Consider the following 14,412-nt stretch of genomic DNA (forward strand, 5'->3'; position numbering starts at 1 on the left):
CCGCTCCTACAGGGTCAGTGTATGTCTCAAGCTAGCCTCTCGGATCAGCCCTTGACCGAGCGGTCGATGGAGAACCCTGCCCAATCCTGGCTCACCGGCATCAGCTCGAGGCTGTTGATATTGATGTGCGCCGGCTGGTTGAGGATCCAGAAGATGGTCTCGGCAATGTCCTGCGGCTGGATCGGCTCGGCACCCGCATAGGTAGCGTCGTACTTGGCCTGGTCACCACCAAAGCGCACCAGCGAGAACTCGCTCTCGCACAGGCCCGGCTCGATGTTGCTCACCCGCACGCCAGTACCGCGCAGGTCGCAGCGCAGGCTCAGCGAGAACTGGCCGACAAAAGCCTTGGTGCCGCCATACACGTTGCTGCCCGGGTACGGGTAGTTGCCCGCCACCGAACCCACGTTGAGGATCGATGCACCACGGCCGTGGGCGATCAAGCGTGGCAGCAGCAACCGAGTGGTGTACATCAGGCCCTTGATGTTGGTGTCGACCATGGTTTCCCAGTCGTCCAGGCTGCAGTTCTGTGCCGCGTCCACACCCAGTGCCAGGCCAGCGTTGTTCACCAGGCCCTGAAGCTTGTCGAAGCCGGCCGGCAGGGTGGCAATGGCCTCTTCCATCGCCTTGCGGTCACGCACGTCCAATACCAGGCCATGCACTTCGGTCTTGGCCGACAGTTCGGCACACAGGGCATCCAGGCGCTCCTTGCGACGGCCGGTGAGCACCAGCTTCCAGCCGGCTTCGGCGAATCGGCGGGCGGTGGCCTCGCCAAAACCGGAAGTGGCGCCAGTGATGAATACGGTGGACGTCATGCTCTGTTCCTCACGGTAGGTTGTCATCGGCAGCTTTGCAGCATGCCCGCGCCGGGCGCCGGCAGCAAGCCGTTCATGGCACTGTTCATTTTTTGTACATAAGCGGCAAACCCTTGCGGCAGAGGGCCCGGCGCCAGCTATGCGCATGTTATCCACAAGGCTTTCCCCACGGATTGGGGGCAACTTGTCTGCTGAGCGGAACCCTTTCAGCGAAAGGTGGTCGGTGGATATCTTTTCAGTGATGGCGCAAGGCTTTCAAGCATGCCGCTTGCAGCGCTCTATCCAAGGTTTTTTCACAGACTTATCCACAGGCCTTTCGTTGCTCTGCGAATACATGCAGGGCTTTGAAAAACCTGCGAAAATCATCCACAAGGGGATAGTGATCAAAAAATAACCACATCCCTACAGGGCTTGGTATCAAAGGGCTTGAGCGAGATGCCACCATGTTTTCCACAGGCGGTTCCACATTATCCGTGGAAAAGATCTGGCCTGTGGAAACAAGGGCTTGGGATGGGATGGTGATGCGTATGGCGAGAGGTGCTCGACAAGTTGTCCACATTTGGAATGGGGCTGCTTTGCAGCCCATCGCGACGCAAGGCCGCTCCTACAGGGATCGCAATATCATGCAGTAGGGCGGTCTCCTGTTGGAGCGGCCTTGCGTCGCGATGGGCCGCAAAGCGGCCCCCGGATACAAGTCAGTGCCCGCCAAGATAGGCGTTACGCACTTCCTCGTTGACCAACAGTTCCTGCCCGGTCCCGGTCATGCGGATCTGCCCGTTGACCATCACATACGCCCGGTCCGACAGCTTCAGCGCATGGTTGGCGTTCTGCTCCACCAGGAAGATGGTCATCCCGCTCTTGGCCAGCTCACGCAAGGTCGAGAAGATCTGCTTGACCACGATCGGCGCCAGCCCCAGCGAGGGCTCGTCCAGCAGCAGCAACTTCGGCCGGCTCATCAGCGCACGGGCGATGGCCAGCATCTGCTGCTCGCCCCCGGACATGGTCATGGCCCGCTGGTTGCGCCGCTCCTTCAGCCGTGGGAACAACTCGTACATGCGCTGCATGTCTTCGTCGGCATGTTTGTCGCCGATGGGGATGGTGCCCATCATCAGGTTCTCCTCGACGGTCATGTCGGGGAACACCCGGCGCCCTTCCGGCGACTGGGCAATGCCGTTGGAGGCAATGTAGTGCGACGACTTGCGGGTGATGTCGGTGCCGCGGTACACAATGTGCCCGGAGGCCGCCCGCGGCTGGCCGAAGATCGACATCAGCAAGGTCGACTTGCCGGCACCGTTGGCACCGATCAGGCTGACCGTCTCGCCCTCGTTGATGTGCATCGACACCTTTTTCAGCGCCTGGATCGGCCCGTAGAACACGTCCAGGTCCTTCAGCTCGAGAATGGGTGCACTCATACCAGTTCCTCTTCGTCTGCACCCAGGTAGGCGGCGATCACCGTCGGGTTGTGGCGGATATCCTGCGGGGCGCCTTCGGCAATCACGTTGCCGTGGTCCAGCACCACGATATGGTCGGAAATGCTCATGACCATGCCCATGTCGTGCTCGATCAACACCACAGTGATGTCGTGCTCGTCCCGCAACACCCGGATCATGCGGCTGAGGGCTTCGGTTTCCTGCGGGTTCAGGCCGGCTGCCGGTTCGTCCAGGCAGATGATCTTTGGCCGCGTGCACATGGCCCGGGCAATTTCCAGGCGGCGCTGCTGGCCGTACGACAACTCGCCCGCCAGGCGGTTGGCACAGTCGACCAGGTCGACCACTTCCAGCCAGTAGAAGGCGTGGTCCAGCGCATCGCTCTCGGCCTTGCGGTAGGCCTTGGTATTGAGCACCCCGGCCAGCAGGTTGCGGTTGACCCACATGTGCTGGGCTACCAGCAGGTTCTCCACCACCGACATTTCCTTGAACAGGCGAATGTTCTGGAAGGTGCGCGCCAGACCTGCGCGGTTGACCAGGTGAGTACCGCCGAACATCTTGTAGTACAGGCGGTTGGCAAAGCGCGCCGGCGACACGAAGTCGGCCGCCTGGAAGCGCTCGCCAAGCAGCTGGATGACGTTGGTGTGGCTGCCGCGCACGTTCAGCTCGATACGCCCGCCGCTGGCCTTGTAGAAGCCGGTCAGGCAGTTGAACACGGTGGTCTTGCCGGCGCCGTTGGGGCCGATCAGGGCGAAGATCTGGTTGCGCTTGACCTTCAGGCTGACGTCGCTGAGCGCCTTGATGCCGCCGAACTGCATCATCAGGTTGTCGACCGAGAGAATGATTTCGTCGCTCATGGCGCCACTCCTTTACGCGGGGTCACACCGGTACGGCTGATGCGAATCAGCCCACGCGGTCGCCAGATCATCATCAGCACCATCAACACACCGAACAGCAGTACCCGGTATTCGGAGAAGCTGCGCAGCAGCTCCGGCGCTACGGTCAGCACGAACGCTGCGATCACCACGCCCACGGTCGAGCCCATGCCGCCCAGTACGACGATGGCAAGGATCAGCGCCGACTCGAAGAACGTGAACGACGACGGGTTGACGAAGCCCTGGTAGGTGGCAAAGAACACCCCGGCCAGGCCGGCAGTGGAAGCACCCAGGGTAAACGCCGAAAGCTTGACCAGTACGTGGTTCAGGCCCATCGAACGGCAGGCGATCTCGTCTTCGCGCAGTGCTTCCCACGCGCGCCCGACCGGCATGCGGGTCAGGCGGTGCTTGATGTACAGCACGGCCAGCACGACCAGGAACAGCACCGCGTAGATGAACACGAACTTGAGGTTGGCGTTGTAATCGAAGCCGAAGAACTCATGGATCGGCACCCCGCCGTCCTTGGCCCGGCGGCCGAACTCCAGGCCGAAGAAGGTTGGCGACGGCGCCGGCATGCCGTTGGGGCCACCGGTGAACGACAGCCAGTTGTTCAGCACCAGGCGGATGATCTCGCCAAAGCCCAGGGTCACGATCGCCAGGTAGTCACCGTGCATGCGTAACACCGGGAAGCCGAGTATGCACCCCGCCAGCGCTGCGGCGATGGCCGCCAGCGGCAGTACGCTCCAGAAGCCCAGGCCGAGGTACTGGTAACCCAGCGCCAGGCCGTAGGCGCCAATGGCGTAGAACGCCACGTAGCCCAGGTCGAGCAGGCCTGCCAGGCCGACCACGATATTCAGGCCAAGGCCCAGCAACACGTAGATCAGGCCGAGGATGACCACGGTCAGCAGGTACTTGTTGGCGAAGATCGGGAAGACGATGGCAATCACCACCAGCGCCGGGATGATGTAGCGCAAGCGCGACTTATAGTCCGGTGCGTTCACATGCACGCCCGAGCCGCCGCTATCGAAACCCTGGAGCATGCGCGCACCAGCGGCGGTCTGCAGGTACAGGCTGAGCAGGAAGCGCCCCAGCATCACCCCGCCTACCAGCCAGGCCACGCGGCGCGGCTCGGCGTTGAAGGTGTAGCCGTCGAGCACCACGCCGACGACCGGGCCAAACACAATGAGGGCCAGCAGGCCGGCGACGATGGTCTCCAGCAGGCTGCGTTTAAGGTCGAAACCCTTGGTTTCGGAAGCAGAGGCAGTTTTGGCAACGGACATGTTCACACCTTAGCCACGAGCGGGCGACCCAGCAGGCCTTGTGGGCGGAAGATAAGGATCATCACCAGCAGCGAGAAGCTGAACACGTCCTTGTAGTCGGAGTTGATCAGGCCAGAGAACAGCGACTCGGAAATCCCCAGGATGATGCCGCCAAGCATGGCGCCAGGCAGTGAGCCGATACCACCGAGTACGGCGGCGGTGAACGCCTTGATGCCGATGATGAAGCCGGCGTAGAAGTCGAAGGTGCCGTAGTTCATGGTGATCAGCACGCCTGCCAGGGCGGCCATTACCGCACCGATGACGAACACGTACGAAATCACCCGGTCGGTGTTGATGCCCAGGATCGAGGCCATCTTGCGGTCTTGCTGGGTGGCACGGCACATGCGGCCGAGCTTGGTGTACTTGATCACGTAGGTGAGCAGCCCCATGCCCACGAAGGCGGCAATCAGGATGAAGATCTTGGTGTAGGTCAGTTGCACGAAGCCGGTACCGACTTCGACGCGCAATGCCCCTTCAAGCAGGGTCGGCACGCCTTGCTGGCGGGCACCCTGGCTGATCTGTGCGTAGTTCTGCAGGATCAGCGAGATGCCGATGGCACTGATAAGCGGTGCCAGGCGGGTGGAATTACGCAGGGGTTTGTAGGCGATGCGCTCGATGGTGAAGCCGTACACGCCCGTGACGACGATGGTGAACAACAGCGTGCCCAACATCAGCAGGGGGAACGACTCGATACCGAAATAAGCCAGCAATGCCAGGCTGATCGCCGCGAGGTACGCGGAAATCATGTACACCTCGCCGTGCGCGAAGTTGATCATGCCGATGATGCCATAGACCATTGTGTAGCCGATGGCGATCAGGCCATAGACCGACCCGAGGGTCAGGCCGTTGACCAGTTGCTGCAGGAAAATACCATCCATAACGCAATCTCACCTGAGTGAGACTGCACGGGCGCCGGCCACGGATGAAGCGGCCCCAAGCGGCGCAGAACCGTGCAGATCTCCGAAATAAAGACAGGTACCGCGGGGCTTGGGCCCGAGCATCAGCCCGGGCCGTGGGCCGTTATTATTTTTGTTTTTCCAGCTGGTGGTATTTACCGTCCTTGTCCCACTGGTAGACCACGTAGTCGGAGACGGTCAGGTCACCCTTGCCGTCCCACTTCTTCTCGCCCATTACGGTCTGCACCGGGTTGGCCTTCAGCCACTTGGCAGCGTCTTCGCCCTTGTTCGACTTGGAGCCGTTGAAGGCAGCGGCCAAGGCCTGCAGCGAGGCATAGGCGTACAGGGTGTAGCCTTCAGGTTCGGTACCTGCCTTGCGGAACTCTTCCACCACCGCCTTGCTGTCTGGCAGCAGGCGCGGGTCGGCGCCAAAGGTCATGTACACGCCATCGACGTATTGCGCGCCGCCGGCCGTGGCCACCAGTTCGTCGGTAACGATGCCGTCATCGGACATGAACTTGACGTCCTTCAGGCCCTGCTCGCGCAGCTGGCGTACCAGCGGGCCGGCCTCTGGGTGCAGGCCACCGAAGTACACCACGTCGGCACCGGTGGAGCGGATCTTGGTAACCACGGCGCTGAAGTCTTTCTCGCCACGGGTCAGGCCTTCGTACAGCACAGGCTTCACGCCGCGTTTTTCCAGCTGCGCCTTGGTGGCGTCGGCCAGGCCTTGGCCGTAGGTGTCCTTGTCGTGCAGTACCGCGACTTTCTTGCCCTTGAGCACATCAACGATGTAGTCGCCGGCGACGATGCCCTGCTGGTCGTCACGGCCGCACATGCGGAACATGGCGCTCAGGCCGCGCTCGGTAACCTGTGGGTTGGTCGAGCCAGGGGTGATGGCGATGACGCCCGCCTCGTCATACACCTCGGACGCCGGAATGGTGTTGGAGGAACAGAAGTGCCCGACTACACCGATCACCTTGTCCTGGTCGACCAGGCGGTTGGCCACGGCCACGGCCTGCTTCGGCTCGCAGGCGTCATCGCCTTTCACCAGGACGATTTTCTCGCCATTCACGCCACCGGCGGCGTTGATCTTGTCGGCCGCTGCCTGCGCACCTTTCATGTACTGCTCGCCAAACGCTGCGTTCGCCCCGGTCATCGGGCCCGCTACACCGATCTTGACGTCGGCCTGAACATACGAAGAAACACCCAGTGCTGTAGCCACGGCCAGAGCCAGGAAACCTTTCTTGTAAAACGTCTGCGACATGAGGTGGTGCTCCTAGAGTTTTTTTTGGTTGGCACTACAACTTCTCAACCCTGTGCTCAGAGCAAGGGCCGTGCCATAGGTTTTGTCTTCCGGGAAAACACACTGTGACGGGCGCCAGCAAGCGACCGACGGCCTTTTCTTTATTGAGCGTGCAACCGTCTGCCACGCGGCAGGCGCCACCACACGTACAGACAAGGAGCAACCGTACGGTGCCATCATTGCAACCCCGGCAAGTGTTTACGTGCAACCAGCCTGTAACAGCGGACGTCACCGAACTGCACACCGCTGGTGCGCGACTGCTACAGGCGGCACCGTTTCAAGGCTAGCCGTTGCACGGAAAAACACCTCTGTTTTGGCTGTTCCGGCCTCTTCGCGGGCTCGCCCGCTCCCACAGGAACTGCGCTGAGCTCGAGAACGGCGCAGTACCTGTGGGAGCGGGCAAGCCCGCGAAGAGGCCGGAACAGCCACACAAGGCGCAAAAGGCTGGCACAATGTCCGCCATTCGCCGCTTCCGGAGCCCCCTTTGATGAGCGAGAGCGCATTCGCCGAGCGCATCGTGCACAACCTGCTCGACACCGACTTCTACAAACTCACCATGATGCAGGGCGTGCTGCACAATTACCCGGACGCTGACGTCGAATGGGAATTCCGCTGCCGCAACGGCGAGGACCTTCGCCCCTACCTGGGCGAGATCCGTCACCAGCTCGAACTGCTCAGCGACCTTACGCTGGATGATGGCCAACTGGCTTTCCTCGAACGCATCAGCTTCCTCAAGCCCGATTTCCTGCGCTTTCTGCGGCTGTTTCGCTTCAACCTGCGCTACGTACGCGTCGGTATCGAAAACGATCAACTGTTCCTGCGCCTGAAAGGCCCGTGGCTGCACGTAATCCTGTTCGAAGTGCCGCTACTGGCCATCATCAGCGAGGTGCGCAACCGCCAACTGCACCCGCACATGCGGCTGGCCGAAGCCCGTGACCAGCTGTACCGCAAGTTCGACTGGCTGCGCGCGCATGCCAGTGACGATGAACTGGCCGACTTGCAGGTAGCCGACTTCGGCACCCGCCGGCGTTTTTCCAGCCGCGTGCAGGAAGACGTGGTGCGGGTATTGCGCGACGACTTCCCGGCCCGTTTCGTCGGCACCAGTAACGTCGACCTGGCATGGAAACTGGATATCAAGCCACTGGGCACCATGGCCCATGAGTGGATCATGGCCCACCAGCAGCTCGGCCCGCGGCTGATCGACAGCCAGATCGCCGCGCTGGACTGCTGGGTACGCGAGTACCGCGGGCTGCTCGGCATCGCCCTGACCGATTGCATCACCATGGACGCCTTCCTCGGCGATTTCGACCTGTACTTCGCCAAGCTGTTCGACGGCCTGCGCCACGACTCGGGCGAGCCGGTGGCCTGGGCGGAAAAGGCCATAGCCCACTACCAGAAACTGGGTATCGACCCCATGACCAAGACCCTGGTGTTTTCCGACGGCCTCAACCTGACCCGCTCGCTGGAAATCTTCCGTGCCCTGCGGGGTCGCATCAACGTCAGCTTTGGCATCGGCACCAACCTGACCTGTGACATTCCGGGTGTGGCCCCGATGAACATCGTGCTTAAAATGACCGACTGCAACGGCGCGCCAGTGGCCAAGATCTCGGACGAAGCCGCCAAGACCCAATGCCGCGACGAGAACTTCGTCGCCTATATGCGCCACGTATTCAAAGTCCCCAGCAAGGAGTAACCCATGCAAGCGGTTCAGCAAGAGATTGCCCAGGCGCTGAAGGTACAGCCGCCGTTCGCCGACACTGCTGCGCTCGAGGCCGAAGTCGCCCGGCGTGTGGCGTTCATCAAGGACTGCCTGGCCAACGCCCGGCTCAAGACGCTGGTGCTGGGCATCAGCGGCGGTGTCGACTCGCTGACTGCCGCCCTGCTCGCCCAGCGCGCCGTGAATGAACTGCGCGCCGAAACCGGCGACAAGGCATACACCTTCATTGCCGTGCGCCTGCCGTACCAGGTGCAGCATGACGAGCATGATGCCCAGGCCTGCCTGGAGGTAATCAAGGCCGATGAAGTGCACACCGTGGACATTGCCCCGGCAGTACGGGCATTGGCGGCGGAAGTGGTGGAGCTGAAGAACGGCTCGCCAACCCTGGTCGACTTCGTGGTCGGCAACGTCAAGGCGCGCACGCGCATGGTTGCCCAGTACACTATCGCCGGGGCACGCGCAGGCCTGGTGATCGGTACCGACCACGCCGCCGAGGCGGTGATGGGCTTCTTTACCAAGTTTGGTGATGGGGCCTGCGACCTGGCGCCGCTGAGCGGGCTGGTGAAGAACCAGGTACGGGCGATTGCGCGCAGCTTTGGTGCGCCGGAGTCACTGGTGGAAAAGGTGCCGACTGCCGACCTGGAAGACCTGGAACCAGGCAAGCCGGACGAAGCGTCGCATGGCGTGACCTACCAGCAGATCGATGCCTTCCTGCATGGGTTGCCGGTTGACCAGGCAGCGTTCGACATCATCGTCGCCACCTACCACAAGACCCAGCACAAGCGCGAACTGCCGTTCGCCCCATAAAAGCTTCGCGGGCTCGCCCGCTCCCACAGGATAACCACTGCCCTTGAGAACAGTGGCTATCCTGTGGGAGCGGGCGAGCCCGCGAATAGGCCCTAGAGGCCTAAACAGCTGTCATTACTTGACTACAACCTTGCCCTTCATCATCGAGATGTGGCCCGGGAAGGTGCAGAAGAAGCTGTAGTCACCACCGGCTTCCAGCTTGGAAGTGTCGAACTTCACTTCAGTTTCTTTTTCCGGCGCGCCGATCATCGCGGTGTGGGCGATGATGTTGGCGTTATCTTCTTTCAGATAACCCTTTTCGATGCCCTGGCTCATGCCTTCAGTGGCAATGCCCTGCATGTCGGCAGTCTTGCTGATCACCAGGTTGTGACCCATGACGTTCTTCGGCAGGTTGCCGGAGTGGGTCAGTTTGACGGTGAATTCCTTGCAGCTCTTGTCGACGGTGAATTCCTTGGTGGTATAGGACATCTGGTCGGTCGACTCGACAGTTACCGAGCACTCGGCTGCAAAGACAGAGGCGCTGGCGAGGGTCAGCAGGGATACCGCTACAGCTTTCGCAAACATCATGAATCTCCTTGGCAGGGTTTTATCAATTGCGAGACTGCCTGAAACCGTTCATCCCCCTGCTGATATGGGTCAAGGGGGTGTCAAGAGGCCAGCCAGTAGAATTGTTCAATGGATTGTATACAACCAATCTAAGGGCACATCATGCCCTTTTAATAGACGATGGGACAACCTCTCATTTAGGAGCAATACCAAATGCCCATCTCCCAATTCCTCAACAGCCTGCTCGCCGCCTACGCCCACGGCGCCACTGGTGCCATCTGCGAATTCTCCCGCCCCGAATGAAAGTGGCCTTGGAAGCAACGGGCATGCGCCGTACCCTGTACAGCTGAGTAACAGGAGATGAGCAATGCCCGTACGTTCCGTTTGTGTGTTCTGCGGCGCCAGCATCGGCGCCAACCTTGCTTACCGTGAAGCTGCCGTCGCGCTCGGCCAGGCCATTGCCCGCCGTGGGCTGACCCTGGTGTATGGCGGCGGTGCCGTAGGCCTGATGGGCGTGGTGGCCGACGCGGCCATGGCAGCAGGTGGCGAAGTGGTCGGCATCATCCCGCAAAGCCTGCTGGACGCTGAAGTCGGCCACAAAGGCCTGACGCGCCTGGAGGTGGTAGATGGCATGCACGCACGCAAGGCCCGCATGGCCGAGCTGAGCGATGCCTTCATCGCCCTGCCGGGTGGGCTGGGTACGCTGGAAGAATTGTTCGAGGTATGGACCTGGGGGCAACTGGGCTATCACGCCAAGCCGCTGGGGCTGCTCGATGTGAACGGCTTTTACGACAAGCTGGGCGGGTTCCTCGACCATATCGTCGAAGAAGGCTTTGTGCGGCAGCAGCATCGGGCCATGTTGCTGCTGGCGCAGCAGCCGGATGAACTGCTGGACGGGATGGACAGCTTTGTTGCGCCGGTGGCGCCGAAGTGGGTCGACAAGAAGCCTGATTGACCTCGGTTAATCTCGTTTGATTGGCCTGACACCTAACCTGTGGGAGCGGGTTCACCCGCGAATGCGATGGTAGGTCTACTGACGCATTCGCGGGTAAACCCGCTCCCACAGGGTTCTATGCAAGGCCTGGATTAACGCGGAATGACGGGCTGACGCGGCTTCTTGTTGCCCTTGCCGCCTTTGGCCGCTTCCTTGCGCTCCTTGGCCGCCTTCTCGTTACGCGCAAACGCCTCGGCCTTGGCCTTCTCGCGCTTGTCCCACGGCTTGCTGCCATCACTGGCACGCGGTGGCAGGCCGGTGTGCTGGGTGAGGATCTTCTGGTCCTTGCCCACCTTGTGGCTGCCCGCTGGCGTCGAGTTCTTGCGGCGCGCGCTCTGGTAAGTGTCAGTCTGCGGCTGGTGCAGCGGGATCAGCTGGTGCTTGCCCGGCCCGATCAGGTCGGCGCGGCCCATGCGCTCCAGCGCTTCACGCAGCATCGGCCAGCCCTTCGGGTCGTGGTAACGCAAGAACGCCTTGTGCAGGCGGCGCTGCTCTTCGCTCTTGACGATCTCAACCCCTTCGCTCTTGTAGGTCACCTTGCGCAGCGGGTTCTTGCCCGAGTGGTACATGGCCGTGGCCGAAGCCATCGGCGACGGGTAGAACGCCTGCACCTGGTCGGCACGGAAGCCGTTGCCTTTCAGCCACAGGGCCAGGTTCATCATGTCTTCGTCGGTGGTGCCCGGGTGCGCGGCGATGAAGTACGGGATCAGGTACTGCTCCTTGCCCGCCTCTTTCGAGAACTTCTCGAACATGCGCTTGAAGCGGTCGTAGGTGCCGATACCCGGCTTCATCATCTTGTCCAGCGGGCCACGCTCGGTGTGCTCCGGGGCAATCTTCAGGTAGCCACCCACGTGGTGGGTAACCAGTTCCTTGACGTACTCCGGCGATTCCACGGCCAGGTCGTAGCGCAGGCCCGAGGCAATCAGGATCTTCTTCACACCCGGCAAGGCACGGGCCTTGCGGTACAACTCGATCAGCGAGCTATGGTCGGTGTTGAGGTTTTCGCAAATGCCCGGGAACACGCAAGACGGCTTGCGGCAGTGCTTCTCGATGTCGTGGCTCTTGCAGGCGATGCGGTACATGTTGGCGGTCGGGCCGCCAAGGTCGGAGACCACGCCAGTGAAGCCCGGCACCTTGTCACGCATTTCTTCGATCTCGTGCAGGATCGACTCGTGCGAGCGGTTCTGGATGATGCGGCCTTCGTGCTCGGTGATCGAGCAGAAGGTGCAGCCACCGAAGCAGCCACGCATGATGTTCACCGAGAAGCGGATCATCTCGTAGGCCGGGATGCGCTCCTTGCCATAGGCCGGGTGTGGAATACGCGCGTAGGGCATGCCGAACACGTAGTCCATCTCTTCGGTAGTCATGGGGATGGGTGGCGGGTTGAACCACACATCCACTTCGCCATGCTTCTGTACCAGGGCGCGGGCGTTGCCCGGGTTGGTCTCCAGGTGCAGCACGCGGTTGGCGTGGGCATAGAGTACCGGGTCGTTACGCACTTTTTCGAACGATGGCAGGCGGATCACCGACTTCTCGCGCGTCACGCTCGGGCTGTCGAGAATCTGCACGACCTTGGCTTCATTCGGGTCTTCCTGGTCGCCTTTGGCCTGCTCGATGGCGCAAGCCTGGGTGTCCTGGGTGTTCACGTAGGGGTTGATGATCTTGTCGACGCGGCCTGGGCGGTCGATGCGGGTCGAGTCGATCTCGTACCAGCCCTGAGGGGTATCACGGCGTACGAAGGCGGTGCCGCGTACGTCGGTGATGCTCTCGACCTTCTCGCCCTGGGACAGGCGCTGGGCCACTTCGACGATGGCCCGCTCGGCGTTGCCGTACAGCAGGATATCGGCGCTGGCGTCGATCAGGATCGAATGGCGAACCTTGTCCTGCCAATAGTCGTAGTGGGCAATGCGGCGCAGCGAAGCCTCGATGCCACCCAGCACGATCGGTACGTGCTTGTAGGCTTCCTTGCAGCGCTGGCTGTACACCAGGCTGGCACGATCCGGGCGCTTGCCGGCCAGGCCACCCGGGGTATAGGCGTCGTCAGAGCGGATTTTCTTGTCCGCGGTGTAGCGGTTGATCATCGAGTCCATGTTGCCTGCGGCCACACCGAAGAACAGGTTCGGCTCGCCGAGCTTCATGAAATCGTCTTTGGACTGCCAGTTCGGCTGCGCAATGATGCCCACGCGGAAGCCCTGGGCCTCCAGCAGGCGACCGATGATGGCCATGCCGAACGACGCGTGGTCGACGTAGGCGTCCCCGGTCACGATGATGATGTCGCAGGAATCCCAGCCGAGCAGATCCATCTCCTCCCTGCTCATTGGCAGGAAAGGTGCTGGCCCGAAGCATTCGGCCCAGTACTTGGGATAGTCGTAGAGTGGTTTGGCTGCTTGCATGTCAGTGACCGGTTCTGGTGTACAGGGAAATCGCGGGCGCGGAATATAGCACAAATTTTGACCAAATCCGACTGGATTCGTGGGGATTGGTGGGTGGGGCGATGGTTGGTGGGTGGGGTGCCAGGTGGCTGGCTTGGGGGGTGTGGTGGGGTTGGCAGGTGTTCGACACAGCATATGCAGCGCCTGTGAGATCGAGCGCCGCGCGGGCGGCGCTCGATCTCATAGGCGCTGAAATTGCTGCGGCGAACACATGGCAGCCTTCATGCAACCTGAGGCCAGGCCCTCACTGCTTCATGCCCAACTCAGCATCATCCATCAGCGCCTTAGCCATCGCACTCAGGTAATGGGCAGCCCAGATCATCATCGGTTTTTCATCCATCAGCCCGGTGATGGTCAGCTCGCGCACATACCCCATCAACTCTGAAGATTGCTCGCGAGCATCCCTGCACGGAATGCCGGGCTCGATGCGGAACAACGGGTGGGTGCCATTTTCGCCTTGGTAGAACGTGGTCTTGCCGACGGTGAATTGGGTGTCTTCTGTTGTCATTGTTCAATCCCCCGGAAGTTCTCGACTGCCTGGGCCGGCCTCTTCGCGGGCACGCCCGCTCCCACAAAGTCACCACAAACTTCGCGACTTGCACCGTACCTGTGGGAGCGGGCATGCCCGCGAAGAGGTCCGTCCAGGCGAAATATCACTGAAGCCTTACAGCAGGCATCCGCCCCTGCATCGGGCTGCCTTCAATAAAAGGGGATCGTGGGGCGGATCGGGGACAATCTTGAGCATGGCGTAATCTCGTCTGATTCCGAAAAGACCGCCACAACATCACTTGCATTTGATGGGTGGCGGCTACGTACGGGTCTGCAAGACCGGACAGACGATTAAACCGGCAGATCCGAGGATCTCCCGTACGCAGCCACCATTGACCGAAATTACCGACTGGCAGCAATCCGGATAGCGGTAGTAATCGTCTGCGGGCTTGCAGGCCCGGTCGCTGCTTGCGCAACGAACAGCGCCAGACTAGGCCCCCCGGAAAACCACAGCAATGGCGCAAAGGCGTTTGGAAGCTATTTCAGAAACGGCCTACGCGCAACGGGAAAAAGCTGATTATTGCTTGGAGAAATAGGCAAGCACAGGCTTTGTAGGAGCGGCCTTGCGTCGCGATGGGCTGCGCAGCAGCCCCAGCACTTTTTGCATCTGCGCTGAAATCCTGGGGCTGCTGCGCAGCCCATCGCGACGCAAGGCCGCTCCTATGTATGGACTCGCCCACACTGTCTAATTGCTTTTGAACATAGGAACCCGGTTGCATCTATGTATCAGGCCTA

Annotated in this window: 12 protein-coding genes; 3 read left to right on the forward strand and 9 right to left on the reverse strand. The window is 61.2% G+C overall.

Features of this window, described 5'->3' with window-relative positions:
• Positions 1-44: 44 nt before the first annotated feature.
• From ACQKPZ_RS25170 to ACQKPZ_RS25195, 6 genes are all read right to left on the reverse strand, one after another.
• On the reverse strand, positions 45-812 hold the full coding sequence (locus ACQKPZ_RS25170) for an SDR family oxidoreductase (protein WP_391129420.1): 768 nt from the start codon (positions 810-812) through the stop codon (positions 45-47).
• Between the two features lie 695 nt (positions 813-1,507).
• On the reverse strand, positions 1,508-2,224 hold the full coding sequence (locus ACQKPZ_RS25175; protein ID WP_016712243.1) for an ABC transporter ATP-binding protein: 717 nt from the start codon (positions 2,222-2,224) through the stop codon (positions 1,508-1,510).
• Positions 2,221-3,096, reverse strand: coding sequence for an ATP-binding cassette domain-containing protein (locus ACQKPZ_RS25180; protein ID WP_054900210.1), 876 nt, complete (start codon positions 3,094-3,096; stop codon positions 2,221-2,223). The genes ACQKPZ_RS25175 and ACQKPZ_RS25180 overlap by 4 nt, the downstream gene beginning before the upstream one ends.
• Positions 3,093-4,394: a high-affinity branched-chain amino acid ABC transporter permease LivM gene (livM, locus tag ACQKPZ_RS25185; protein WP_427543473.1), complete on the reverse strand. Its 1,302-nt coding sequence runs from the start codon at positions 4,392-4,394 to the stop codon at positions 3,093-3,095. The genes ACQKPZ_RS25180 and livM overlap by 4 nt, the downstream gene beginning before the upstream one ends.
• A 2-nt stretch (positions 4,395-4,396) precedes the next feature.
• Positions 4,397-5,311, reverse strand: coding sequence for an ABC transporter permease subunit (locus ACQKPZ_RS25190; protein WP_119371591.1), 915 nt, complete (start codon positions 5,309-5,311; stop codon positions 4,397-4,399).
• Positions 5,312-5,456: 145 nt separating this feature from the next.
• Positions 5,457-6,593: a branched-chain amino acid ABC transporter substrate-binding protein gene (locus ACQKPZ_RS25195; protein WP_427543476.1), complete on the reverse strand. Its 1,137-nt coding sequence runs from the start codon at positions 6,591-6,593 to the stop codon at positions 5,457-5,459.
• 526 nt (positions 6,594-7,119) lie between these two features.
• Here ACQKPZ_RS25195 and pncB point away from each other — a divergent pair.
• Both pncB and nadE read left to right on the forward strand, forming a co-directional pair.
• The gene (gene pncB / locus ACQKPZ_RS25200) at positions 7,120-8,325 is read left to right on the forward strand and encodes a nicotinate phosphoribosyltransferase (RefSeq protein WP_427543479.1); all 1,206 of its coding nucleotides are present in this window, start codon (positions 7,120-7,122) and stop codon (positions 8,323-8,325) included.
• Between the two features lie 3 nt (positions 8,326-8,328).
• A complete protein-coding gene (gene nadE, locus ACQKPZ_RS25205; protein ID WP_427543482.1) occupies positions 8,329-9,156 on the forward strand; it encodes an ammonia-dependent NAD(+) synthetase in 828 nt (275 codons plus the stop codon).
• Positions 9,157-9,270: 114 nt separating this feature from the next.
• Here nadE and azu read toward each other — a convergent pair whose 3' ends face one another.
• Positions 9,271-9,720, reverse strand: coding sequence for an azurin (gene azu / locus ACQKPZ_RS25210; RefSeq protein ID WP_043198099.1), 450 nt, complete (start codon positions 9,718-9,720; stop codon positions 9,271-9,273).
• A 349-nt stretch (positions 9,721-10,069) separates the two neighbouring features.
• Here azu and ACQKPZ_RS25215 point away from each other — a divergent pair, with 349 nt between their 5' ends.
• Positions 10,070-10,657: a TIGR00730 family Rossman fold protein gene (locus ACQKPZ_RS25215; protein ID WP_427543485.1), complete on the forward strand. Its 588-nt coding sequence runs from the start codon at positions 10,070-10,072 to the stop codon at positions 10,655-10,657.
• 131 nt (positions 10,658-10,788) lie between these two features.
• Here ACQKPZ_RS25215 and ACQKPZ_RS25220 read toward each other — a convergent pair whose 3' ends face one another.
• On the reverse strand, positions 10,789-13,089 hold the full coding sequence (locus tag ACQKPZ_RS25220) for a YgiQ family radical SAM protein (RefSeq protein WP_427543488.1): 2,301 nt from the start codon (positions 13,087-13,089) through the stop codon (positions 10,789-10,791).
• Between the two features lie 283 nt (positions 13,090-13,372).
• Positions 13,373-13,636 (reverse strand): DUF3077 domain-containing protein, encoded by a 264-nt coding sequence (locus tag ACQKPZ_RS25225; protein WP_019473937.1) that lies wholly within the window; start codon positions 13,634-13,636, stop codon positions 13,373-13,375.
• Positions 13,637-14,412 lie beyond the last annotated feature (776 nt).

The organism is Pseudomonas sp. NPDC089547 (assembly GCF_050280665.1).
Taxonomy (GTDB): Bacteria; Pseudomonadota; Gammaproteobacteria; order Pseudomonadales; family Pseudomonadaceae; genus Aquipseudomonas.

Coding starts and splice junctions, on each gene's coding strand:
- ACQKPZ_RS25170 (WP_391129420.1), bottom strand. CDS start 812: ATGACGTCCACCGTATTCATCACTGGCGCCACTTCCGGTTTTGGCGAG.
- ACQKPZ_RS25175 (WP_016712243.1), bottom strand. CDS start 2,224: ATGAGTGCACCCATTCTCGAGCTGAAGGACCTGGACGTGTTCTACGGG.
- ACQKPZ_RS25180 (WP_054900210.1), bottom strand. CDS start 3,096: ATGAGCGACGAAATCATTCTCTCGGTCGACAACCTGATGATGCAGTTC.
- livM (WP_427543473.1), bottom strand. CDS start 4,394: ATGTCCGTTGCCAAAACTGCCTCTGCTTCCGAAACCAAGGGTTTCGAC.
- ACQKPZ_RS25190 (WP_119371591.1), bottom strand. CDS start 5,311: ATGGATGGTATTTTCCTGCAGCAACTGGTCAACGGCCTGACCCTCGGG.
- ACQKPZ_RS25195 (WP_427543476.1), bottom strand. CDS start 6,593: ATGTCGCAGACGTTTTACAAGAAAGGTTTCCTGGCTCTGGCCGTGGCT.
- pncB (WP_427543479.1), top strand. CDS start 7,120: ATGAGCGAGAGCGCATTCGCCGAGCGCATCGTGCACAACCTGCTCGAC.
- nadE (WP_427543482.1), top strand. CDS start 8,329: ATGCAAGCGGTTCAGCAAGAGATTGCCCAGGCGCTGAAGGTACAGCCG.
- azu (WP_043198099.1), bottom strand. CDS start 9,720: ATGTTTGCGAAAGCTGTAGCGGTATCCCTGCTGACCCTCGCCAGCGCC.
- ACQKPZ_RS25215 (WP_427543485.1), top strand. CDS start 10,070: ATGCCCGTACGTTCCGTTTGTGTGTTCTGCGGCGCCAGCATCGGCGCC.
- ACQKPZ_RS25220 (WP_427543488.1), bottom strand. CDS start 13,089: ATGCAAGCAGCCAAACCACTCTACGACTATCCCAAGTACTGGGCCGAA.
- ACQKPZ_RS25225 (WP_019473937.1), bottom strand. CDS start 13,636: ATGACAACAGAAGACACCCAATTCACCGTCGGCAAGACCACGTTCTAC.